The organism is Paenarthrobacter sp. NPDC058040, from assembly GCF_042885775.1.
GTDB lineage: Bacteria > Actinomycetota > Actinomycetes > Actinomycetales > Micrococcaceae > Arthrobacter.
The window spans coordinates 218,009-240,865 of record NZ_JBHVRN010000004.1 but is presented as its reverse complement, the minus strand read 5'-3'; the positions used below and the strand labels follow the sequence as shown (position 1 = coordinate 240,865).

The 22,857-nt window shown below is 63.9% G+C and carries 18 protein-coding genes; 10 read left to right on the top strand and 8 right to left on the bottom strand.

Features of this window, described 5'->3' with window-relative positions; translation table 11 throughout:
* Positions 1-44: 44 nt before the first annotated feature.
* The 4 genes from ACFVSJ_RS07375 to ACFVSJ_RS07360 form a co-directional block, all read right to left on the bottom strand.
* Positions 45-1,430, bottom strand: coding sequence for a protoporphyrinogen/coproporphyrinogen oxidase (locus ACFVSJ_RS07375; protein ID WP_387435527.1), 1,386 nt, complete (start codon positions 1,428-1,430; stop codon positions 45-47).
* A gap of 232 nt (positions 1,431-1,662) precedes the next feature.
* Positions 1,663-2,385 (bottom strand): cache domain-containing protein, encoded by a 723-nt coding sequence (locus tag ACFVSJ_RS07370; RefSeq protein WP_387435526.1) that lies wholly within the window; start codon positions 2,383-2,385, stop codon positions 1,663-1,665.
* Position 2,386: 1 nt separating this feature from the next.
* Positions 2,387-3,163 (bottom strand): FadR/GntR family transcriptional regulator, encoded by a 777-nt coding sequence (locus ACFVSJ_RS07365; RefSeq protein ID WP_387435525.1) that lies wholly within the window; start codon positions 3,161-3,163, stop codon positions 2,387-2,389.
* 145 nt (positions 3,164-3,308) lie between these two features.
* Entirely contained in the window at positions 3,309-4,778 is a 1,470-nt protein-coding gene (locus tag ACFVSJ_RS07360; protein WP_387435524.1) for a PucR family transcriptional regulator, read from the bottom strand.
* A 107-nt stretch (positions 4,779-4,885) separates the two neighbouring features.
* On the opposite strand from ACFVSJ_RS07360, the gene ACFVSJ_RS07355 reads away from it, so the two are divergent.
* Both ACFVSJ_RS07355 and ACFVSJ_RS07350 read left to right on the top strand, forming a co-directional pair.
* Entirely contained in the window at positions 4,886-6,427 is a 1,542-nt protein-coding gene (locus ACFVSJ_RS07355) for a purine-cytosine permease family protein (RefSeq protein ID WP_387435522.1), read from the top strand.
* A gap of 22 nt (positions 6,428-6,449) precedes the next feature.
* On the top strand, positions 6,450-7,415 hold the full coding sequence (locus ACFVSJ_RS07350; protein WP_387435521.1) for a polysaccharide deacetylase: 966 nt from the start codon (positions 6,450-6,452) through the stop codon (positions 7,413-7,415).
* 83 nt (positions 7,416-7,498) lie between these two features.
* On the opposite strand, the gene ACFVSJ_RS07345 is transcribed toward ACFVSJ_RS07350, so the two are convergent.
* The 3 genes from ACFVSJ_RS07345 to ACFVSJ_RS07335 form a co-directional block, all read right to left on the bottom strand.
* Positions 7,499-8,002: a DUF456 domain-containing protein gene (locus ACFVSJ_RS07345; protein ID WP_387435519.1), complete on the bottom strand. Its 504-nt coding sequence runs from the start codon at positions 8,000-8,002 to the stop codon at positions 7,499-7,501.
* 118 nt (positions 8,003-8,120) lie between these two features.
* On the bottom strand, positions 8,121-9,308 hold the full coding sequence (locus ACFVSJ_RS07340; protein WP_387435518.1) for an NADP-dependent malic enzyme: 1,188 nt from the start codon (positions 9,306-9,308) through the stop codon (positions 8,121-8,123).
* Positions 9,309-9,589: 281 nt separating this feature from the next.
* Positions 9,590-10,195, bottom strand: a complete 606-nt coding sequence (locus ACFVSJ_RS07335; RefSeq protein ID WP_387435516.1) for a TetR/AcrR family transcriptional regulator — start codon at positions 10,193-10,195, stop codon at positions 9,590-9,592.
* Positions 10,196-10,400: 205 nt separating this feature from the next.
* Between ACFVSJ_RS07335 and ACFVSJ_RS07330 the strand changes: the two genes are divergently transcribed.
* The 7 genes from ACFVSJ_RS07330 (at position 10,401) to ACFVSJ_RS07300 (ending at position 20,867) form a co-directional block, all read left to right on the top strand.
* Positions 10,401-11,528 carry an FG-GAP repeat domain-containing protein gene (locus tag ACFVSJ_RS07330; RefSeq protein WP_387435514.1) on the top strand — a complete coding sequence of 376 codons (1,128 nt, stop codon included), beginning with the start codon at positions 10,401-10,403 and terminating at the stop codon, positions 11,526-11,528.
* 51 nt (positions 11,529-11,579) lie between these two features.
* The gene (locus ACFVSJ_RS07325; RefSeq protein ID WP_387435512.1) at positions 11,580-12,722 is read left to right on the top strand and encodes an FG-GAP repeat domain-containing protein; all 1,143 of its coding nucleotides are present in this window, start codon (positions 11,580-11,582) and stop codon (positions 12,720-12,722) included.
* A gap of 172 nt (positions 12,723-12,894) precedes the next feature.
* Positions 12,895-15,084 (top strand): FG-GAP-like repeat-containing protein, encoded by a 2,190-nt coding sequence (locus tag ACFVSJ_RS07320; RefSeq protein ID WP_387435511.1) that lies wholly within the window; start codon positions 12,895-12,897, stop codon positions 15,082-15,084.
* A 41-nt stretch (positions 15,085-15,125) separates the two neighbouring features.
* Positions 15,126-16,973 carry an FG-GAP repeat domain-containing protein gene (locus tag ACFVSJ_RS07315; RefSeq protein WP_387435510.1) on the top strand — a complete coding sequence of 616 codons (1,848 nt, stop codon included), beginning with the start codon at positions 15,126-15,128 and terminating at the stop codon, positions 16,971-16,973.
* Between the two features lie 65 nt (positions 16,974-17,038).
* Positions 17,039-18,328 (top strand): FG-GAP repeat domain-containing protein, encoded by a 1,290-nt coding sequence (locus ACFVSJ_RS07310; RefSeq protein ID WP_387435508.1) that lies wholly within the window; start codon positions 17,039-17,041, stop codon positions 18,326-18,328.
* A complete protein-coding gene (locus ACFVSJ_RS07305) occupies positions 18,315-19,571 on the top strand; it encodes an FG-GAP repeat domain-containing protein (RefSeq protein ID WP_387435507.1) in 1,257 nt (418 codons plus the stop codon). The genes ACFVSJ_RS07310 and ACFVSJ_RS07305 overlap by 14 nt, the downstream gene beginning before the upstream one ends.
* Positions 19,572-19,643: 72 nt before the next feature.
* On the top strand, positions 19,644-20,867 hold the full coding sequence (locus ACFVSJ_RS07300) for an FG-GAP repeat domain-containing protein (protein ID WP_387435505.1): 1,224 nt from the start codon (positions 19,644-19,646) through the stop codon (positions 20,865-20,867).
* 5 nt (positions 20,868-20,872) lie between these two features.
* On the opposite strand, the gene ACFVSJ_RS07295 is transcribed toward ACFVSJ_RS07300, so the two are convergent.
* A complete protein-coding gene (locus tag ACFVSJ_RS07295; RefSeq protein ID WP_387435503.1) occupies positions 20,873-22,177 on the bottom strand; it encodes an MFS transporter in 1,305 nt (434 codons plus the stop codon).
* A gap of 159 nt (positions 22,178-22,336) precedes the next feature.
* Here ACFVSJ_RS07295 and rraA point away from each other — a divergent pair, with 159 nt between their 5' ends.
* The gene (rraA, locus tag ACFVSJ_RS07290; RefSeq protein WP_387435502.1) at positions 22,337-22,810 is read left to right on the top strand and encodes a ribonuclease E activity regulator RraA; all 474 of its coding nucleotides are present in this window, start codon (positions 22,337-22,339) and stop codon (positions 22,808-22,810) included.
* The last annotated feature ends 47 nt before the right edge of the window (positions 22,811-22,857 follow it).

Sequence of the window (22,857 nt, the reverse complement as noted above, 5' to 3'; positions counted from 1 at the left end):
GTTTTTCCTCGTTTCAGTACGTGTGTTTTAGGTGTTCAGGGTGCTCAGGCAACAACCGAAAGGCCCGTTGCCGGGGGTGCCTGGCGGTGCGTGGCAAGGACGCTTGCTGCTTCCTGCGCGGCGGAGAAGCCGGTGGTGATGGAGCTTTCCGTGTAGAGCGTGCCCAGGTAGTCGCCGGCCAGGAAGACGCGGTTGGTGCCGCGCATCAAGGTGGACTGAAGCTTGGCCCGGCCCGGGAAGCAGTAAGGGGAAGCGACGCGCCAGCGGTCTGTCTGGGCCTCGACCACGCTGTCGGCGAAGCCGCCGCCAAGTACCTGGTCAAGGTCGGCAAGGTGGGTCTTGATGACCTCGTCATCGCTCTTGTCCAACAGCGCCTTGCCCAGGGCCGCCGGCGAGAACGTCATGAAGCTGCCGCCGGGCTTGCGGACGGTTTCCGTGCCACGGACGATGCTCGCCTGGTTCAGCGCGATGGCAAAGGAACGCTTGGGGGCCGCAATGGCGTATATGTCGTCCCAAGGACGTGCGGACGTCTCGTTGGTCAGGAAGGCAGTACTCACGTGCGGGCCATACTTGATCTGGCTCAGCGCGCCGCGGAGTTCTTCGGGCAGGTCCACACCCACCTTGTGGGACACATCGGCCGTGGTGGCGAGCACCACCGTGCGGGCCTCCACTTCACGGTCCACACCACCCTGGGTGTACCGGACCACTACGGATTCCTGCTTGTGGACTACCTCGTTGACAGTGGCGCCCAACTGGACGCGATCACCCAACGCCGCTGCGATCGATTCCGTCAGCGTGGACGGGCCACCGACGATTCCCTGGCTCAGGCCCTGTCCGATTCCGAGCACGAGGCTGAAGTATCCAATGCCTGCGCCAGCCGAGATCTGGTCCATGTCGCCTGCCGAGCGGGTGACCGTGGTCTTGAACAGGGCTGCGGCGTCCTCGGACAGGTCGCCGATGAAGTCCTGGAAGGAGGCGTTGTTCTCGAAGTCGTAGATGCGCTGCTGGCGCATGGCACCGGATTCGCCCGCACGCTTGCGGACCACGCCGGTGTACTTGGCCACTCCGCTGACCACCTTCATGCCCGCCTTCAACGTGTCGATGCGGGAGGACAGGGACATCGGAATGCGGAAGGGGTAGGTGGCGATGTGCCCCTGCTTGATGAACTTGCCGTTCATGGACAGGGCCTGGAGCGAACCGGGAATCTGGACCGCCGTGACGCCAACCTCGTTGAGCAGCGAATCCGTGGAAGAACCGGCACCGGCGAAGACGTGGCCGCCCCAGTTCAACCAGTAGTTCCCGCGGCGTTCCGAGCGGATGCGGCCACCAACGCGGTGCTCAGACTCCAGCACCAGCGTGTCCCAGTGCCGCAACCGCCACGCTGCCGAGAGACCAGCGAGACCGCCGCCAACAATAACTACGTCTTTCATGAGCTTGAACTTCCTTGTCAGGGGATCACGGTGCGCGGACCCTTGCTGTCTTCCTCGGCAGCTGGAGAACGGTTCCGCCAGTTTCTGGAGAGGTTTCTATGAGGTGCATCCCTAGGCCTTGTGCGCCTGGTCACATATAAAAGATACATCATTGTATGATTAATGCAATAGGTCTTGAGGGTAAAAAAATGCCCGCCAGACGTTTAACGCCGGCGGGCAGGTGGTGCGGAAGCTACTTCTTCAGGCTGATCAGTCTCCACGGGAGCCTCGCGGGACTACCCGAAGGAATATCGAGCGAGATGTCGATGCGCTCCATGTCTTCTTGCAGGAGCAGGGTGCCGGATGCGATCCGGGCGTCGTTCGAGGCAATGACGCGCCCATTCGGGCCCAGGAGAATGACGGAGGGATCCCTGAGCTGCAGGGCGCGCAGGAAGACACCCTCAAGTTTGGCGAGCGTCAGGTCGCAGCCCAGGACATGCGTTCCCTGGGGCGTTGGCGCGGGTGCACACAGGGTGATGATGTTGACGTTGATGCCGCCAATGTCCACGTACGGCCCCACCGCGATAGGGTTGCCGCTCTCCGAGGGAGCCGTGAACCATTCCCGGCTGGTGTAGTCGTAGTAGTTCAGCGATTCCGAGTTGAGGTCGTGGGTCACGAAGCGCGGTTCGGCGCTGCCTTGCGCTGCACGCCACCACTCCAGCCAAAGATGCGCTTCCGGGAGACTTCCCGGCGCGTAAGCAATCCCGGCCCCAACAATGAGCGCGGAGTGGCGGCTGATGAAGGATGCCAAATCCGCTTTAAGGAATGAGTACGCACTCCGGCGCGGAACTCCCTGCCCGGATTCGGCGACAGCCGAAACAGAGGAAGCGATCTTCTCAAGGTCCGCGAAGACCCCACCCACGCTGGACGAGATCGCTTGCGCCGTCCGCTGGAGGGTTTCATGTACAGCCGTCACGTCATGCACTTCCGTCAGACTCCATCGTCAATCTCAGGTGCTGGGCTATCAGGTACTCGGTTTCCGTGCGGGAATGGCGCTCGGCAACGGCTCCCGCCCTGTCAGCATCACGATTCCGGATCGCATCGATGATGGCCAGGTGCTGCTCTACCAGCTCGTCCAGGCTGGCCGCTTCCTCCGCGTGACCCCACCAGAGCGTCATCATCTCAGCCTCGAGTTGGAGCGACGCCGACGTCAGCCGGCTTGACTGCGCCGACACACTGACAGCCACGTGGAAGCGGCTGTCCAGCCGTCGCCGGGTCCGTTCATCCTTTGCTTCGCGATGCTTCTGCACCAGCTCTTCGAGGTGCGCCACATTCTGCGCATCCGCACGGCTCGCGGCCAGCCGGGCTGACATGGAGGAAATCGCCGCACCGAGATCGCCCAGGTCGCGGAGCGATTCAGTACTGGCGTCCTTGAGCTTCCGCTGGAGTTGCCCGTCCGTGAGCTCGATCTGGCCACGTATCACACTGCCGCCGCTGCGCCCGCGGCTCGTCTCGATCAGGCCCTTCGTGCGGAGAGCGGCCAAGGACTGCCGGAGGGTAATCGGGGAAATACCGAGTTCGGCGGCCAGGACCGACTCCGTGGGCAGCCGGTCCCCCTCCGTCAGGATGCCCATCAGGATGGCGGTTTCGATTTGGTAGGACACTTGGTCCGCCCGGCCCAGGCCTTCGGGCTCGCTGCCGCGCAATAAAAGCAGCAAGTCAAGGGCACGGGTCGAGAGTGCCGTGCTCTCCATAAACGGGCCCTCCTCTGGCTGATTCTTGGCAGCTGGGCCGGGAGCCCATTCGCTATTTCCTTGAATCTTTTCACATTAACCAGAGCTAAGTAAGCGTTCACATTATTCTGCACGAACCCCTGCATCCGGGAGCACCACCCCCGGCCTACAGACGCGCCAGCCGCGTGGCCACATGCAGCGCCACCAGCCGTCCGGTACCTCGCGGGTCACCCCCGCTCAGTTCGAAGATCCGCTGCAGCCGGTGGTGCATGGACTGGCGCTCCAAGTGCAGTTCCCGGGCCGCCTGGGCCGTGTTGCAGCCTGAATCCAGCCACACGGTCAGCGTCGCCAGGAGTTCCGAGCGCCTGAGCTTGTCATGTTCGACGACGGCACCCAACTGCCGCTGCACGAAACGTTCGCTCGTGGCCCGGTCCAGCGATTCCCCAGCGAGCAGCTCAACCGCGAAGGCTTCGGCATCAGCGACGCCCGTCCCGGCGAAAGCCAGGCCCAGCGTCCGTCGCGCCTCCGCGAGAGACCATGGGGCCTCGTCGATCCCGGCACCCACCGGCCCCACGGCAATCGCCGAGCCTGCCGGCGCCTCCAAGGAACGCAGCCCTTCGAGGAGGGCCGCACGGCCGGCCGCAGCATCGGCAGGAAGGGCCGCGAGCGCTATCAGCTCAGCGTTGTCCGCGTAGCTCGCGCCGTGCGGAACGCACGAGTCCAGCAGCGCGTCCACTGCGGCGCGCAGGTGCCCAGCGCCCGTCGAGCGAATCACGACGGCGGCAACGGCACCGTCCGCGGGGAACCCTGACGCGGGTCCGAGTTGCTGCAACTGCCAGGACTGGCTTCCCGAATTGATGGCCCGCATGAGTTCGATTCCTGCCAGTTCCTTCAACCCCGGGGGCATGCGTTGCATGAGTGCCAGTCCGAGAATGTCCACCGACCTCTCGCCCGCCACGCGCGCCAGGCCACCATCGCCGCCGTCGGGCACATGCAGCTCAAGGCGGGCCGCCAAAACGCCGCGTACCGGCACGTCCACCAAGGTGACGCTGCCGCCGTCGGCCGCTGAAAGAGGTCCAGCCGCGCCCAAGGTCAAGCCCGACGGCGATACCAGCCTTGCGCCGACGCCCGTCTTTTCCGCCAGGACGGCGAGCAATTGATCGAGTCCGCCGCCATGGGCGAGTTCGGCGGCCATGGCATGGCTTGCCTGGTCCCCGCGCTGGAGTTGTTCCACCGATTCGCTGACCAGCAGCGAGTTGATCTCCTGCATGACGCCAACGAAGGGCACCACGTTGCGCAGCTCGATGACGGGCAGGCCGGCGGCCTGGGCGGCTTCCAGCATGGCTTCCGGGACCTCCGGCAACCCAGGTCCGGTCTCCAAGGCCAAGGCCGAAATTCCGCGCGCGGCCAGTTCACGTACATACCCGGCCTGGCGTTCGGGGGTGACGTCCGCGAGGCCTTGCCCTCCGCTGAGGAGCAGCTCTCCGCCACTGAGCAGGGGCGCGATGTCCAGGACCTCGCTGGAATGGACCCAACGGACAGGACGGGAAAGCGCGCCGGGGATGTCAGTGCGAAGCAAGGGGTCTGCGGCCTTCAAACTTTGGTAGGCGAGCGCTTCGCCGAGCACAAGGGACATGACACTCCGTCATTTGTTTGTTCATTCTGTTAGACACATCGTATCTTGTTGCTGTGATGTGGCGCACATAATCTGGGAGTGTCCCTTTCACACACGGAGGCTCTCCCATGCAAGACAACCTCTCCCCCGCGCATTCAGAACCAGCCACCCCTGGTCAGGCGCAGTCGGGTACGGCAACGGCGCCGGGCCACGACAGCGAAGCCTGGCTCCAGCCCATCCCCGAGTCGGACCGGACCCGCCGCGTCTCCGGTCAATTCTGGATCTGGGCCGGCGCCAACCTCGCCCCCATCAACTGGGTTCTCGGCGCCCTCGGAATCCACCTTGGCCTTGGCTTCGCGGACACCGTGACTGTCCTGGTCCTGGGAAACCTGATCGGCATGCTGCTCTTCGGCTGCTTCGTCCTCCTGGGCCAAAAAACAGGCGCCACCGGCATGGTGCTGGCCCGGGCGGCTTTCGGCCGGCGCGGCAACTACCTCCCCGCCGCGATCCAGGCCCTCCTGGTCATCGGCTGGTGCGCAGTCAACACCTGGATCATCCTGGACCTGGTCATGGCGCTCTTCGGAACGCTCGGCTGGGTAGACCCCAACGCCCACAACCACGGCTGGAAGATCGGCGTGGCCACCGCGATCATGGCGGCCCAGGTGGCGATCGCCTGGTTCGGCTACAAGGCCATCGCGGCCTTCGAGCGTTGGACGGTCCCGCCCACCATCATCATCCTCGCGGTCATGTCCGCCGTGGCGTGGTTCGGCATGAAGATCGACTGGAGCTACGCGGGACCTGCCGGCAACATCCTGACGGGCTCGGAACGGATCGCCGCCATGAGCGCCGTCATGACCGCGATCGGCATCGGCTGGGGCATCACGTGGTTCACGTACGCCGCGGACTACTCACGCTTCGTCAGCACCTCCGTGCCCAAGCGCAAGGTGTACCTCGCCTCTGTCCTTGGCCAGTTCATCCCCGTGGTGTGGCTCGGCATTCTCGGCGCCAGCCTGGCAACCAACAGCGGTGAAATCGATCCAGGCAAGCTCATTGTGCAGAACTTCGGCGTCCTGGCGCTGCCGGTCCTCCTGATGGTGCTGCACGGCCCCATCGCCACCAACATCCTCAACATCTACACGTTCTCGGTGGCCACGCAGGCACTGGACATCAACATCAGCCGGCGGAAACTCAACCTGTTCGTGGGCGTCTTCTCGCTGGCCGCCGTCGTCTTCTTCATCTTCCAGGAGGACTTCGCCGCGGTGCTCGACGCCTGGCTGATCGGGCTCGTCGCCTGGGTGGCCGCATGGGGCGGGGTAATGCTGGTGCATTACTTCTGGCTCGAAAAGCGCTGGCCCGCCAAAGTGGAACGTCTGTTCGACGGCATCGGCACCCACAGGCTCCCCGTGGTCAACTGGGCCGGAATCACCTCCCTGCTGGTCGGCATCTTCGCCACGTGGCTGTTCATGTACGGACTGATCCCCATCATGCAGGGACCGATAGCCGTGGCCCTCGGCGGCTGGGACCTCTCGTGGCTCGCGGGCGGCCTGACCAGCGCAGCCGCCTATGCCGTCCTCGGCCCGCGGGCACACCGGAAATTCCTGCTCTCGGATTCCAACCATGTCTCCGTCACGCAGCCCGCCCCGGCCTCCACACCCGAACCGGCAGCGTAACCGCTCCTCGGAAGGACACATCATGAACCAGCCCGCCTTCGCGGACTCCCTGCACCCGATCACCTGGCCCGAGGGTTTCACGGCCGCCGCCTCGTTTACCTTCGATGTGGATGCCGAGTCCTGCACCATCGCCCACGACCCCGCCAGCACCAGACGCATGTCGCTCATGAGCCACCAATCGTACGGCCCCAAGATCGCCGTGCCCCGCTTGCTGCAGATCCTGGATCGCCAGGACATCAAGGCTTCGTTCTTCATCCCGGGCTTCACGGCAGAGAGCTACCCGGACATCGTCCGCCGGATCGCCGACGGCGGACACGAAATCGCCCACCACGGCTACCTTCACGAGCCCATGCAGGGCATCGACGCCGCCACCGAGGCCAGCTACCTGGACCGCGGCCTGGAAGCCTTGGACAAAGTGGCTGGCGTCCGGCCGCTCGGCTACCGGGCACCATGGTGGGAGCTCAACTGGCACACTCCAGCACTGCTTGCGGACCGCGGCTTCCTTTACGATTCAAGCCTGCTCGACGGCGACGCCCCCTACCGCCTGGCCGTGGCCGACGGCGCCTCCCGGGAGGCCGGCGACTCCAGGGACATCGTGGAGATTCCCGTGGACTGGGCGCTGGATGATTGGGAGCAGTACGGCTTCTACCCCGGAGTGACCGGAAGCGGGGTCATCGAGAGCCCCGCCAAGGCCCTGGAAATGTGGACCCTCGAAGCCGAGGCCCACCATGCGCAGGGTAGCTGCTTCATCCTCACCAACCATCCCTTCATTTCGGGAAGGCCGTCCAGGGCAGTCGCGCTGGAGCAGTTGATTGAGCGGGTAAAGGGACTCGACGGCATGTGGGTCACCACCCTGGCCGAGATCGCCCAACACACCGCGGCCACGGTCCAGGAGGTTCATTCCTTGGCCCGGATCGACGTTCCACTCTTCCCGGGAGCCGGCGCCACGTTCCGCCCGGCCCAGGTCAAGGTCCCTGCGCTCACCTGAGCCGCCAGCACCTCCGCCGAGTTGGCAAAAGATGACAATGTTGCCGCCCAACATTGTCATCTTTTGCCATCTCGGCGCGGGGTTTAAGGGGTGACGGCGTTGATCCACACGCCTATCACCCACGTGCTCGCAGCCGCGCACGCGAGTCCGAACTCCACCAGGATGCCGATGCCGGTGGCCTTGAGTGCTGCGCCACTTGAACGGACAGCGGAGGGGAAATTCCGTGTCCTGAGGACTTCACTCAGCAACAGCCCGACGGCGAAACCCACGAAGAGGCCGACCACCGGGATCACGAACATGCCCACCACGCCAAGGAGCACTCCCACCAGGACCGACCTGTTGGGAATCCCGTGTTGCTTCATCTTGCGCCCGGTCAACACGGCACTGGCCGCCATTCCGGCAATGACAAACACCAGCCCGACACCGAAGATCACCCATCCGAGCGTCCCCGCACCGCCCCAAATCGCCCACGCCAAAAGGCTCACACCAATAAGGATGCTCCCCGGCAAGACAGGAACGATGGTGCCTGCAACGCCCACTGCGATCGCGAGGCCGCACAGGATGGTCACGATCACTTCGGCATTCATGGCCCCAGTCTAGGTGCGGCTCCAAAGCCTGACGGCAGCAGCTGACTTAACACAAGAACGACGGCGACCCTCCCCAGCACGGGACGGTCGCCGTCGTCGGTCTTGCGTCAGGTGACCGCTACTTGGTCACGGCTGCGGCAACTGCCGCGGTGACGGCCGGTGCCACGCGGGCATCCAGCGGGCTCGGAACGATGTAGTCGGCGGAAAGGTCTTCCTCGGCCAGTTCGGCGATGGCACGGGCGGCGGCGATCTTCATCTCCGAGGTAATGCGGCGGGCACCGGCATCCAGGGCACCGCGGAAGATGCCCGGGAAGGCCAGGACGTTGTTGATCTGGTTCGGGAAGTCGCTGCGGCCCGTGGCTACCACGGCGGCGTGCTTGCGGGCGACCTCGGGCAGGACTTCGGGGTCCGGGTTGGACAGTGCGAAGACAATCGACTGATCGTTCATGAGCTCCAGGTGCTCTTCGGCGAGCTTGGAGGATGAAACGCCAACGAAGACGTCCGCTCCGGTGAGTGCCTCGGCCGGTCCGCCGCTGACACCGCGGGGGTTGGTGCGCTGGGCGAATCGGGCCTTGACGCTGCCGGAATCAGCCACGAGGTCTGCGCGTTCGGCATTGATGACGCCCTTGGAGTCGAGCAGGACGACGTCCTTGACGCCTACTGCCAGGAGGATCTCGGCAATCGCGATGCCTGCGGCACCGGCGCCGGAGACAACAACCTTCAGGCCCTCGATGGCGCGGTTGGTCACCTTGGCGGCGTTGGTCAGGGCTGCGAGAACCACGACGGCGGTGCCGTGCTGGTCGTCGTGCATGACAGGGACGTCCAAGGCCTCGATGAGCCGCTCTTCGAGTTCGAAGCAGCGCGGGGCAGAGATGTCTTCGAGGTTCACGGCACCGAAGCTCGGGCGGAGGCGCACCAAGGTCTCGATGATCTCGTCAACGTCGGTGGTGTTGAGCACCAGCGGGATGGAGTCGAGGTCGCCGAAGGTCTTGAAGAGGGCGGACTTGCCCTCCATGACGGGGAGGGACGCGCTGGGGCCGATGTTGCCAAGGCCCAGTACGGCGGTGCCGTCGCTAACCACAACAACAAGGCGCTCGGCCCAGGTGTGGGTGCGGGCAAGCTTGGGGTCGGCGTGGATGGCGCGGCTGACCTGCGCAACGCCGGGGGTGTACGCGATGGAAAGGTCGCGCTTGTCGTTCAGGGGAACCGTGCTGGAAACCGTCAACTTGCCGCCTTCGTGGGCGGTGAAGATTTCCTCTTCGGTCAGAACCAGGTTTTCAGTAGCTTCAGTTGTCTCGATGGACACGTCTTTGTCTCCTCAGGCTAGCCGTGGACCCACGGCGTGATGAATGGCAGGAACAGAACTGCGGTGCGGGCCATGGGTGGCTGGCCCGGCGGTGAGTCTGCAGATATGGGCTGCTAGCCGCTTCGGTAAAATCCAGCCTAGGGAAGAATCCAAGGTACAAGATTCAATACCTAAAGAGACGATTCGAGAGTAAAACGTTCAACCAGCCAATAATGTGAGCCAGGTCATGCAGAAAAGCCCGTTTTTAGGGGCATGTGGTCTAGACCGGTGGACACCAAATGTCATTCACCAGTCAGCAAAGTGCACGCTTTCTTGAGATCCTTCTCCGCTTCGAAGAGGGACAACCTGCGGCAACGGACAGCCTGGACCAGACCACTCACCAGATGCAGCAGGATGCGCGCCTTGACCGAGTCATTGCCGGAATCCTCGCTGAGGGAACCCACCACTTCCTGGGACAGCGAATCGATCTCGCGGAGCAACTGGGCGGTGTCCGTGTCCTTGCCGGCAGGGCGGATGAGGCAGTGCTCAACACCGGGTTGCATGACCCGGAGATGGAAGATCTCCATCATGAGGCCCGCCAGCTGGCCTTTGCCGTGGCGCTGCCGTACGCCGTCGCGCAATTCCCGCAACTGCTGCCGGTAAACAGCCAGCATGAGGTGCGCCGTCGAAGGGAAGTAGCGGTATAAGGTACCCAGCGGCACATCCGCCCGCGCCGCGACGTCGGACAGGCTCAGGGTGTCGAACTGGCGCTGCGCGAAGCCGGCCGCGGTCTTCAGGATGCGGGCATAGCGCAACAACTGCCGCGGGGTAGTGGGCGCGGCAGCCATGCGGGGCAGCCCTGTGGTCAGATCCAGGGAGTACGGTTCCAGTGAATTTGCTGCAGACATCTCCGGCGATCTCTTGGGAAGCTGGCAAGGAAGCGGCCGGTCGAGGATGGAACCGCGGCTGGCCGATCGCATCAATGATACGGGAGCAAAATGACCGTTTCCTGAAAGCCGCCGCGGACGGCGCCGCCAGCGCGCTCCAAGGATTCAACCGCACGTGACCATAAACTTCAGGAAGTCTCAGACAGCACACACGGGAGGATCACGCATGGGGACATTACGACGCCGGATGGCAGCGGCGCTGCTCACAGCGGCTGCGGCGGCCATGGCACTGAGCCCCCTGCCGGCGTCGGCGGCTCCCAGCAACGGGCCCGACCCTGTGGTTAACGGCCAGCCGTTCGTGGGCAAGACCCTCACCACGGACATCGGACCATACACGTTCTACGGATGCGGCGGCGGAAAAGGCCCCGATTTCACCATCTACTGGACCCGCGACGGTTTCCTCGTGGCCGGGGAAACGGGCAGGAACTACGTACTGCAGCAGGACGACGCCGGCTCCAGGATGGCCGCGCACCTGACGGCGAGCAAGACCGCCTGCTCCGGCGAAACCCTCCACAGCAACGAGACCGCCCCCGTGGGATCGGTCAACCGCGCCGCCGGGTTCACGGGGCGGTCCTTCGAACTCCTCGCACGCGGCTCCGATGGCTCCCTGGCGCTCTACGGCCGCACCGGCAACGCGTGGGACGCCGCCCGGACCGTGGGGTGGGGTTGGAACATCTTCAACCTGGTCTTCTCCCCGGGCGACTTCAACGGCGACGGCAAAGCCGATGTGATTGCCCGCGATGCTGCAGGCACTTTGTACCTCTACGCCGGTGACGGGACCGGGGGTTGGAAGCCCGCGCAGACCATCGGCAAGGGATGGAACATTTTCGATTCCATCGTCAGCCCCGGCGATTTCAACGGCGACGGTACGAATGACATCCTCGCCCGCGAGCCCGGCGGCGCCCTCTATCTGTACCCGGGCAATGGCTCCGGAGGCTGGTTGACGAGGACCGCCGTCGGGCAGGGCTGGCAGGTGATGGACGCGCTCCTGACACCTGGCGACTTCAATGGTGACGGCAAAGTGGACGTGCTGGCCCGCGACCGCAGCGGTTACCTGTATTTCTACGGCGGCAACGGCGCAGGTGGCTGGACGCGGTCGTGGCTGATCGGCGTCGGCTGGAACACGCTGAAGTCCGCGGGCGCTGCAGGCGACTTCGACAAGGACGGCAACCCGGATGTCTACGGCGTGGACGCCCAAGGACGGCTGGTGGTCTATTACAGCGACGGCAAAACGGGTTGGCGCGGTTCCGAAGTGGCCGGCAATGGATGGGGCAGCTTCACAGCGATCTTCTAGGGATATCCCAGCCGCGGTACCATTAACCGCATAAAGTCTGGGGAGGACGCCATGTACGCTTCATCACGCCCGACGTCCGGCGTGCGCCGAGCCGTATCAGGAATCGCTGCCGCATTGATCGCGGCAGCCGCCTTCGCACCCGCACCCGCCATGGCAACCATGGACCCCGACCAGCCGGTGGTGCACGGGGCACCGTTCGTCGGTTCGACCCTCACGGTCGAGATCGAGCAGGGCTCGTTCAGCGGTTGCGGTGCGGCCGCCGGACCGGACTACAGCATCTACTGGACCCGTGACGGCGTCCTTTCTTCGAGGCAGTGGCCGAACTACGTCGTCACCGAAGAGGACCGCGGAGCAACCATCGCAGCCCACCTCGTGGCCAGCCAAAATGGTTGCGATCCCGTGGAAGTCGCCAGCGCGGAAACAGCACCCGTCTCCGCGTCCCACCGCCCCAACGGCTTCACCGGGCGCAGCGCTTTCGAGCTGCTGGCCCGCCGCTCCGACGGCACGCTCATGATGTACCCGCGAATCAACAGCACCTGGGAATCCGCCCGCACCGTGGGCCCCGGCTGGAACGGCTTCACCACCGTACTGTCCCCCGGCGACTTCAACGGCGACGGCACCAACGACGTCCTGGCCCGCGACTCCTCCGGCCGGCTTTTCCTCTACGAAGGAACGGGCGACGGCGGTTTCCGCGGCGGCCGCCAGATCGGCAGCGGCTGGAACGCGTTCACGTCCATCGTCTCCCCTGGCGACTTCAACGGCGACGGGAACAATGACATCCTGGCCCGTGATTCGTCCGGAAACCTCTACCTGTACCCGGGCAACGGCAACGGCGGCTGGTTGAACCGCTCGCTCGTGGGCACCGGCTGGAACGTCCTCAACCAGATCATCACTCCCGGCGACTTCAACGGAGACAACAACGTGGACGTCCTGGGACGCGACACCTCCGGCAACCTGCGCCTGTACAAGGGCAACGGCAACGGCGGGTGGAGCGGATCCGCCACCATCGGCTGGGGCTGGGGCGGCATGTCCAGCATCGCCGCAGCGGGCGACATCGACGGCAACGGCAACATGGACGTCTTCGCAGTGGATGGTTCCGGACAGTTGCTCGCCTACTACGGCGACGGCGACGGCGGCTGGAACGGCTCCGGCGTCATCGGCTGGGGCTGGGGCGGATTCAACGCGGTTTTCTAAGCCGATTTCGGTTGCTTTTCGGGCTTGACTTGTCTTTTCCGTGAAGTTTTGTCAGGGAATTCCCAGCTTCGGGTTTTCTCCATGTACTCTCTAGTCACTTACACCAGCCGGTTGTCTGTGGCCGGCCTGAATTGGGGGAATCATGGGGAGCACTCCTGTGCGCTTTCTGACTATGTCCGCGCGCACTCGGGCGCTTCTTGCCGGCATGGTGGTTGCGCTGGTTGCCATGCTGTTGACGCCGGCTTCGCCTGCCACCGCGGCTGCCCCTGTGCTCTCGACTTTCGCCCGCACGTCAGCGGCAATCGTCGACGCCGGCGCTCCCGTCACGTTCAACTTCACGACTTCCGTAGCGGTCAAGCGCGTTGAAGTCAGCCTCCGGAGCGCGGCAGGCACCCACACGCTTGCTTGGGTCCTCGCCGCAGGCGCCAAGAGTGGCACCGTCACGGGCGTGGCAGCTGCGTCTTCATGGACCAACGGAAACATCGAGGTCAGCTTTGTCCAGGTGATCACCACAACGGGAGCCTCCCAGGTGTACTACCGGGGCGGGAATGTCTATCCTCCTGGCACAGGCGCGTCACCCTTTGGCGATCCAGCCGGGCAGGACTTCAAGATGAAGAACCCCATGCTTCCCTATGCAGCAGCGGTTCCCACCGCCCTGACGCCTGTGAAAGGCAGCTTGGCCCCGGGCCAAAATGCCCAAGTGCAGGTCAAGCTCTCCCAGGTGGCGCAGGACGTGCGCCTGGTTTACCGGGATGCTTCCGAAGTGACTACCTTTGAGCTTGCGTGGACCGGCAACCCGGCCCCGGGGCCACTGACTGTCGTTGCCACCGGTGCCGTCACCCCGGCACAGGCTTCCGGCTCATACACGCTGGAACGCGTGGTGGTCAGCTACTTCGACGGCCTGGCCAGGGATACCTACCTCCGCGATGGCACCCTCGAACGGACGGCTCCGGTTCCGCTGGGATCTGTTGCGCGAGCTACTCTTTCCGCGGGCGACTTCGCCGTGAACAACCCGGCGAAGGTTCTGCAGAAGCTCACGCCTACGGTCGCCCCGAGCATTCAGGGGGAGCTTGTCTACAACACCACGCTCTCGATCAACCGGGGAACGTGGCCGGTTGAGCCCACCTTCTCTGACTTCCAGTGGTACCGCAACGGGAACCCCATTGACTACGCCCGGGCCGATACCTACCAGTCCAACATGACAACGGACCCCGGCAACCTGGTGTGGGTCAAGATGACGGTCCGCGCCCCTGGGTATTTGCCGACGAGCGCTTCGACGACAGTCTTTGGGCCCATGCCGCGCCGTGTCTGGGTCAGCAACCTGCGGATCACCGGTGATGCCAGCGTGGGAGGCCGCCTTTACCTTGAGCACGGTGCGGCCGGGGTGGATCCGGAGGGTGGACAGCCCTCCTACACCTACGTGTGGAAACGCAACGGCACCCCGATTCCGGGCGCGACATCGCGGGAATACAGGCCGACGACTGCCGACAAGGGCGTCATCATCACCGCCGGCGTGACTGCGAGGTTCGATGCAGGATCGGCAGTCACCGAAGTTGTGGACCTCGTCGGCCCCCTGGCCGACAAGACCCGGGGCAAAGGCTTTAACGCGGACGGTACCGGCGACATCTTTGCCCGTGATGGCGCAGGAAACCTTTGGCTCTACCCAAGCAACGGGTCCGGCGGCTGGTTGCCGGCACAGCGAATCGGCCAAGGCTGGAACACGTTCAACTCGCTGTTCTCACCGGGCGACTGGGACGGCGACGGCAACGTTGACGTGATGGCCCGGGACGGCGCAGGCAGGCTCTTCCTGTATCAGGGCAACGGCCAGGGTGGCTGGCTCCGCTCCTACCAGGTTGGCCAGGGGTGGGGGTCCATGAAGGACATCGTCGCTCCCGGGGACTTCAACAGCGACGGCACTGCGGACCTGATCACGCGCGATGCGTCCAACATCATGTGGGTGTACCCCGGCAATGGCCGCGGCGGGTTCCTGACTCCCTACGTGCTCAGCCGGGGCTACCAAGAAGGGGGCTGGCAGGAATTCAATGCCTTCGTTTCGCCCGATTCGCGCATCATCTTTGCGCGGGACAGCCAGGGCAACTTGCGTAAGTACAACGGTGCCGGCAACGGCTACTTCTACGACAACGCTTGGACGCCGAACGCCTTCAGCTCCTACGCGGGATACGACTGGGCGGGCTTCAGCCGCATCGGAGCACCAGGCGATTTCGACAGTGACGGAGTGCCCGAAGTGTACGGAATACATCCGGACGGGCGGCTCACCATGTTCTACGGGCTGGGCCACGTAGCCCTCAAGCGCCAGGCGACCATTGGGTGGGGCTGGGGCGGATTTACGGCCGTTTTCTAGGCCATGCCTGCAATGCATTCAAATGACACGGGGGACACACCTTGACCACTTCCCACGCCGCGGGCAATCGGCCCCGGCCTCTTCTGCTCCGCCTCCTTTCGGCCCTGATGGGACTCACCCTGGCCGGTACCGTGCTGGCCTCGGTACCTCTCATGGCAGCCGAGCCATCCGCGGCGGCGGAGCAACAAGCTCCAAAGTTGACGTGGGTTCAACGCGTGTCTGCCTCGACGGTGGCCCCCGGCGCCAAGGTGCAACTCACGTTCAAATTGGCCGAGCGGGCTCAACGTGTGGAGTTCATTTACATGGACGAGTCCCGCGTTACTCAACATAAGGTCGTGTGGGCTGGGACGCCTGCCACAGGCCCCCTGAGTGCAACGGCAGCGCTGACCCTACCGGCGGACGTGTTTCACGGGTCCTACACGCTGCAAAGCGTCTTCGTCACCTATGGCAATGGTGAGTGGCAGAGCGACGTAGCCTACTACCGCGACAACACGAATAGTTACCCATTTCCCGTCGCTTGGGATTCGATGGACTTTGCGGTGAACAATCCCACCAGAGTGCTGGCCCCCAACTCCGCAGAAACGCTGCCGTCGCTAACAATCGCCGAATCCAACTATTCCTCACCGCGGTATGAAGTTCGCGAAGGCACCTGGGCCGCGACGCCGTCGCACTACGGCTACGAGTGGTTCCGCGACGGCGTCCGGCTGAACTCGAGGTGGTTTGACGTTCCGCAGAGCGTCGCCGGAACGGGCTCGGGCCTGACCCTCAAGCTGACAGCGTTTGCTGCCGACCACCTGCCGGAGACGGTCGAAACCAAGCCTTTCTACTTGGTCAGCGCTTCAATTCCGGTCGTCTCGGGATACCCCGTTGTCCGAGGCACGGTAGGAGCAGTATTTGACCCGTCCAGCATCAAGGGGCTCCCGGCGGGAGCCAAACCGACGTACAGCTATCAATGGCTCCTGAACTACTCGGAGCCGATCCCTGGAGCTACGGGAGCCACCTACTCCCCGAAAGCGTCCGACGCCGGGAAACCGCTGGGTGTCGCCGTCGTCATTCGCTATGCAGGCAGCATTGTGGGCCTGTTAACCAGCCCCAGCATGTCTACCGTGGTCAAATTCCAGTCCATGCTCCGCGACTTCGATGGCGATTCCAGGCCAGACGTCCTGACCAGGAAACCGAACGGCACGCTGACGCTCTTCTCCGGCAGCACCTACGGCACGTTTGCCAGCGGCAGCAAGGACGTTGGGTGGGGATGGGCCAACTTCACGGCGCTGCTGTCCCCCGGTGATTTCGACGGCGACGGCACCATGGACGTCATGGCGAGGGACAAGTCCGGACAGTTGTGGCTGTATCGCGGCAACGGGAAAGGCGGCTGGCTTGGCTCGTCAGTCATCGGAACGGGTTGGGCCGGGTACAGCGAAATCATCCCGGCCAGCGACTTCAATGGTGACGGAACAAGCGACGTCCTTGCCCGGGATCCACAGGGCCGGCTCTTCCTCTACCCCGGCAACGGACGCGGCGGGTGGCTGCCTTCCTCACAGGTGGGACAGGGCTGGAACGGCTTCAACAGGGTCTTCAGCCCGGGCGACTTCAGCGGCGACGGTGTCTCGGACCTCCTGGCCCGTGGCACCGACGGCACGCTCCATGCCTACTACCCCAACGGCAAAGGCGGTTGGGCTTCGTCCCGGACGTTGATGGGTAACTACTCGTCGAGCCGCTACATGGGTGGTTTGGGCGGGTTCAACACATCGGAGCCGTACAACTACTTCTTCAGCGTCACGGACCAGGGCGTGTTCAAGACAGAGCAGATGGGGTCCGAGCTGTACAGCTACTCTCGACAGACACATGAGCCCGGCAGTGGTTGGGGCTACCTGACGGCAGTGTTCTGATCTTGCCTGAGGACACGAATTCACAAGAATCCGCCGGTCATCAGCCCGGCTTGAATGGGGGAACCATGGGGAGCAGTCCTCGGCGCCGTGCGCGCACCTGGCTGGCAGGTCTTACCGCCAGCATCGCACTGATCGGTGGGCTGGGCTTCGCACCCGCAGCCTACGCCGATGACACTTTCGCGCCAGTCCCGGTCGCTGTATCCACGACGCCGGAATCGATCGGGTCGGGCGGCCAGGCAACGTCGCGGGTCACCTTCGAGACGTCCAGTCCAATCAGCAACTTCTACGTCTTCTTCCGGAACACCATAACCGGGGAATGGCACCGGGGGCTGACTCAGGGTTCGTTCAACCAGGCCGACTCCACGTACTCATTCAATGTGGTGTTTCCACAACCTGGCACAGCGCCGGGTACGTACAGAGCCGAGTTTCTGCAGTTCAGCAATGCCGCCGGCCAGGAGTTCGGATACCTGCGCGACGGATCACTAGTACACAACCCGGGGGCGGCTCCGGCTTCCGGGACTGCAGCCGTGTCCCTGGCGGGCTTGGACTTCAACTACAACACTCCGTTCGATATCGACCGTCCGCACACAAGCGGCTTCTACCGGCCATATTTGCTGGCGACCCCTTACAACATGAGCCTGTTCGTCCGCCTGTCCGATGGCCGCCTTGGTCTCTACCCCACAGGCGGGAATGCAACCTGGTTGCAGGCCGGCCAGGTCGGATCCGGTTGGCAGATTTTCAACACCATGTTTGCCGCGGGCGACTTCAACGGCGACGGCGAGAACGACGTCATTACACGCGACAACGCGGGCTCGTTGTTCCTCTACCCAGCGAATGGCCAGGGCGGTTGGTACCCGCGCCAGCAGATCGGCTGGGGCTGGGGCATCTTCAGCAGCATCTTCGCGGCCGGTGATTTCAATGGCGACGGCCACAACGATCTGCTGGCACGGAAGGCCAACGGAGAACTCGTGCTCTACCCGGGCAACGGCCACGGCGGCTTCCTCGCGTCCTCCACCGTCGGCTGGGGCTGGAATGGCATGACCTCGATCTTCTCCCCCGGCGATTTCGACGGCGACCACAAGCCTGATGTCTTGGCGCGCGACAGTGCCGGCAACCTTGTCTTCTACGGCGGCAACGGTCTGGGTGGATGGACCACCAGCAGGGTCATCGGGCAGGGCTGGAACGCCATCACCAAGTTGGGCGGAGCCGGCGATTTCGACGGCGACGGCGCCAACGACGTGTGGGGCATCGACACCTCGGGCCAGATGCGCATGTACTACGGCAACGGTTCGGGCGGCTGGAAGAGCTTCGGCGTGGTTGGTTGGGGCTGGGGTGGCTTCAATGCTGTCTTCTAAGAGGGTTGATCGCGTTTCCGGAGCTGTTCGGGGCGCACGGCGGGGCCTGGCATTTCTGACGGCAACCCTTGTGGCCGGCAGCACTGCGGTTCTGGGTCCGGCTGCGTCCGCCGCCGTTCCACGGACGGACGCTTCCGTGACGAGTGTTTCCGCGAACGTGCCCGCGCGGCAGGTCTACATGGGCCAGCCGAAGCTCAACGGCGACCCCACAGTTGGTGGACTGCTGAAAGCCGAGCTCGATGGCTACGCCCCTTTCGTCGTTCCTGAGGGTGGGACGCCCAGCTTCAGCTACACCTGGACGCGTGACGGCCAAGTCATTCCCGGGGCAACTGCTTCCACGTACCGCGCCACCCAATCGGACATGGGTCGCGTGATCGCTGCTTCCGTCACGGTGTCCTACGACTCCGAATCGAAGCTGACCTTGCAGGCCGACTATCCGCTCCGGATTGCCGCCAAGCCGCGTGCCCGCGGCTTCGATGGAGACGGAACCCTGGACCTCTTTGCCCGGGACAGCGCCGGAAGGCTCCTGCTCTACCCCACCGATGGTCGCGGCAACTGGCGTCCGGCCCAGGTGCTGGGAACCGGCTGGAATGTCTTCAACACGTTGTTCTCGCCTGGCGACTTCGACGGCGACGGAACTGTGGACGTCATCGGCCGTGATGGCCAAGGCCGGTTGTTCCTTTACCAGGGGAACGGTACGGGCGGCTGGAAGAAGGCGTTCCAGATTGGCCAGGGCTGGCAGGATTTCCGGTCCGTCTCCGCGGCCGGCGACTTCAACGGCGACGGTACCAACGACATTATTGCCGTCGACCGCTGGTACCAAGCGATTCTCTACCCCGGAAATGGACGCGGTGGATGGCTCCAGCCCTATGGGGTGGACACCTACTGGATCAATCAGGATCCCGTCTTCACCGTTGGACATTTCGGTGGTACTAACAAGCTCGGGGTTGTTGCCCGAGACATTCACGGACACCTGACTCTGCACGAGACCACTCGCAGCGGCTGGTTTGATGTCCAGACCAGCGGGATCGGGTGGGGATTCAACGGTTTCCCTGTGGTTGGCTCGGCGGGTGATTTCAACGGCGACAACAATGTTGATGCGTTCAGCGTCGACACCTCCGGCCGCCTCACCATGTACTACGGGAAGGGCGCGGACTACCTGACGAGTGGACGCCCTGACATCCGTTGGTACGGCCAATCAGTGGTCGGCTGGGGTTGGGGTGGCTTCACGGCCGTCTTCTAAACGAGTCCCCGCCTATGCCCCTCTGACCACTCTTCGCCTCGCCCTTCCGGGCCTCTTCCCACAGGAAAACACGTGAACTCTTTTGCCGTCGCGCGCTCCAAGGCGCCGCGCCGCCGTCGTCCTTTCTCAACCATTGCCGCTGTAGCGCTGGCCTGCGGTCTCCTGGCAACCGGCCTGCCTGCAGCGGCGGCAGCACCAACTGTTGCCGCGCCCATGCGACAGGTCTACATGGCCCCGCCTGAACTGACCGGTGAACCTGCGGTGGGAGGTCTGCTCAAGGCCGACCTCAGCTGGACCACTCCCACGGTTGTGCCCGAGGGCGGTTCCCCGGCATTCACGTACTCCTGGATGCGCGACGGCCAGGCGATTCCGGGTGCCACGGGGCAAACCTACCGGGTAACGATGGCGGACTACGCCCGCGTCATTTCAGCCGCGGTCACCGTCACTTTCGACGCCGAATCAACCCTCACCCTGCAATCACGCGAATCCCTGCGAATCGCGGCGAAGCCCCGTGCCCGTGGATTCAACGGGGACAACACCATGGATATCTTCGCCAGGGACTCGGCGGGACGCCTGCTGCTCTACCCGACGGATGGCCGGGGACACTGGCAGGCTGCCCAAGTGATCGGAACCGGCTGGAACACGTTCAACCACCTTTTCTCGCCGGGCGACTTTGACGGCGACGGCACCGTTGACGTCATGGGACGCGACGGCCAAGGACGTTTGTTCCTCTACCAGGGCAACGGCTCCGGCGGCTGGAAGAAGGCAATCCAAGTGGGGCAAGGCTGGCAGGGATTCACGGCAATTTCGGGTGCCGGAGACTTCAACGGTGACGGTACCAACGATCTCATTGCCCGCGACCCATCAAGCAACATCGTCCTTTACCCCGGAAACGGAAGAGGTGGGTGGCTGCCTTCCTACACCATCGGATGGGGTTGGGGCCGCTTCGACTCCATCTTCAGCGTGGGGCACTTCCAGGGGCGGAGCGATCTCGCGGTTGCTGCCCGTGGACCTTATGGCAACCTCAACGTCTTTGAAACTCCCAGGAACGGCTGGTTCGAAAAGTACGCAGGAGTCAGCGTCGGATCGGGCTGGGAAGCCCTCACCACCATTGGCTCCGCCGGTGACTTCAATGGCGACGAGAACATCGACGTCTTCTCCGTCGACACGAGCGGTCGTCTCAACATGTACTACGGAAATGGCGCGGATTACCTCGCCAACGGCCTGCCGGGCGGCTACTGGAAGGGCCAGGAGACTGTCGGTTGGGGTTGGGGTGGCTTCACCGCCGTGTTCTAAACCGGCTACGCCACGCTCTTGATCTTCACCACGAACACGGCGCCCAGCAGGCCGATGACTGCGGCGGCTACGTACAGCAAGGTGTAGCTCTTCAAGCCTTCGACGAACGGGAGCGCGAGCACCGGGGCCAACACCTGGGGCAGCGAGTTGGCGATATTGATGACACCAAGGTCCTTCCCACGGTCCAAAGCCGTGGGGAGGACCTGCGTGATTAAGGCAAAGTCCACCGCCAGGTAGGCGCCGAAGCCGATTCCCAGGACGATCGCGCCGGCAAGGGCACCGGGCCACGTAGGTGCGAAGGCGAGGATCAGCGAAGCCACCGCGATGATCACGGACGACGCGATAACCAACGGCTTGCGTTTGCCCAGCCGGTCACTCAAACGCCCACCCAAAACGCTCGTGATAATGACCGCGATGGCATACAGCCCGGTGAGGATGAGGACGCCGAATGCGGGGTCGATTCCCTCGGTCTCCTTCAAATGCACGGCATCGCTCAGGAAGAACAACAGGTACAGGGTCACCATGTGGTTTCCCGTACTGACCAGCAGTCGGGTCAGCCAGGCCCAGCCGAAATCGGGATAGCGCTTGGGGGACACCCAAAAGCCTTTGGCGAAAGCCACGAAGTTGAACGGCGGACGTTCCTGCTGGGGCAGGCTCTGATCGTCGTTCTTGAACAGGTAAAGCACGACGCCGGCCAGCAGCGCTGCGGCGCACAGCCAGTAACCAACGGCGAAGTTTCCGGACACGACGGCGGCAATCACCGCGCCGAGCAAGATACCCACCGTTTGTCCCATGGCTGCCAGGCCGCCCACAGTTCCGCGCTGCGGGACGGGAACACGGTCCGGGACCGCGGCAGTAATGGCTGCATACATGCCGTTGGCTCCGGCCTGGACAACGCACCAGAGCAGCGTCATGACAGCGACGTTCGGAGCCCCGGACAGGGCAACCAGCGCGATGGCGCCGAGGATCGCACCAAACAGGACCCAGGGAACCCGGCGACCGTGACGTGACGTGGTTCTGTCACTGAAAGCCCCAAACAGTGGGTTGGCCACGAGTGAGACGGCTGCCCCGCACCCCGTCACCAAAGCCAGGATGGCTTCCTTTTGGCCTTCGTCGAAGTGCGCTGCCTGCTGGCCCAGCAGGACTTGGAGGGGTCCGAAAAAGGCTGCATTGATGCCCAGGTTGACCAGCACCACTCCGGTGACCCACAGCGCCCGGACGCGCTCCACCGGTTCGGCGAGGGCCGTCGTCGTGCTTCCACGGACCATGGCCGGATCCGGGACGGGTCCGGGCATGTCAGACAGGCTCATGGCAGGTTTCCCCCTAGGTGTGGATGTTTGGATTCAGCCTAGCGCGGCGGACGGACGCTGGACCGTTTGTGGCGGCGTTGTCCACATAGGCGTGGACATGCGGTGCGAGGCCCTTGATCCGGGCGTTAGTGTGGCCTCAAACCCCGTAAGGAGAATCCCATGAGCGAGCCTGTTAACACTGCCGACCTGTACGACGAGCGTGGAGAAGAACTGGAATCGATCTCCGTGCAGTTCCAGAATCTCGGCGGCGAGTCCCACTTCAGTGGGCCGGTCCGCACGGTGCGTTGCTTCGAAGACAATGCGCTGGTCAAGACCATCCTCAATACCCCCGGCGAGGGAGCCGTGCTGGTGGTGGATGGCCATGCTTCGCTGCGGACCGCCCTCATGGGAGACATGATTGCGGAAAGCGCCGTAGCCAATGGTTGGGCGGGCGTGATCATCAACGGGGCTGTCCGGGATCGGGTGGCCCTGTCCCGGCTGCCCCTGGGCGTCAAAGCGCTGGGTAGCAATCCCAAGAAGAGTGCCAAGACAGGGGTGGGCGAAGTTGACGTGGACCTCGTCATTGACCGCGTGCGCATCCAGCCAGGAGTCATGATCTACAGCGATCCGGATGGCATCCTCGTGGAACGCTGACCCGGAGCCGGGACGTGATTTACGGGGAGTTCGAAAAAAGTTTGGCA

Excerpts from the sequence above, each read along its gene's own strand:
- ACFVSJ_RS07295 (WP_387435503.1), bottom strand. The coding sequence starts at position 22,177 with ATGAGCCTGTCTGACATGCCCGGACCCGTCCCGGATCCGGCCATGGTC.
- ACFVSJ_RS07320 (WP_387435511.1), top strand. The coding sequence starts at position 12,895 with ATGTCCGCGCGCACTCGGGCGCTTCTTGCCGGCATGGTGGTTGCGCTG.
- ACFVSJ_RS07365 (WP_387435525.1), bottom strand. The coding sequence starts at position 3,163 with ATGGAGAGCACGGCACTCTCGACCCGTGCCCTTGACTTGCTGCTTTTA.
- ACFVSJ_RS07350 (WP_387435521.1), top strand. The coding sequence starts at position 6,450 with ATGAACCAGCCCGCCTTCGCGGACTCCCTGCACCCGATCACCTGGCCC.
- ACFVSJ_RS07335 (WP_387435516.1), bottom strand. The coding sequence starts at position 10,195 with ATGTCTGCAGCAAATTCACTGGAACCGTACTCCCTGGATCTGACCACA.
- ACFVSJ_RS07330 (WP_387435514.1), top strand. The coding sequence starts at position 10,401 with ATGGGGACATTACGACGCCGGATGGCAGCGGCGCTGCTCACAGCGGCT.
- ACFVSJ_RS07310 (WP_387435508.1), top strand. The coding sequence starts at position 17,039 with ATGGGGAGCAGTCCTCGGCGCCGTGCGCGCACCTGGCTGGCAGGTCTT.
- rraA (WP_387435502.1), top strand. The coding sequence starts at position 22,337 with ATGAGCGAGCCTGTTAACACTGCCGACCTGTACGACGAGCGTGGAGAA.
- ACFVSJ_RS07355 (WP_387435522.1), top strand. The coding sequence starts at position 4,886 with ATGCAAGACAACCTCTCCCCCGCGCATTCAGAACCAGCCACCCCTGGT.
- ACFVSJ_RS07375 (WP_387435527.1), bottom strand. The coding sequence starts at position 1,430 with ATGAAAGACGTAGTTATTGTTGGCGGCGGTCTCGCTGGTCTCTCGGCA.
- ACFVSJ_RS07305 (WP_387435507.1), top strand. The coding sequence starts at position 18,315 with ATGCTGTCTTCTAAGAGGGTTGATCGCGTTTCCGGAGCTGTTCGGGGC.
- ACFVSJ_RS07345 (WP_387435519.1), bottom strand. The coding sequence starts at position 8,002 with ATGAATGCCGAAGTGATCGTGACCATCCTGTGCGGCCTCGCGATCGCA.
- ACFVSJ_RS07360 (WP_387435524.1), bottom strand. The coding sequence starts at position 4,778 with ATGTCCCTTGTGCTCGGCGAAGCGCTCGCCTACCAAAGTTTGAAGGCC.
- ACFVSJ_RS07325 (WP_387435512.1), top strand. The coding sequence starts at position 11,580 with ATGTACGCTTCATCACGCCCGACGTCCGGCGTGCGCCGAGCCGTATCA.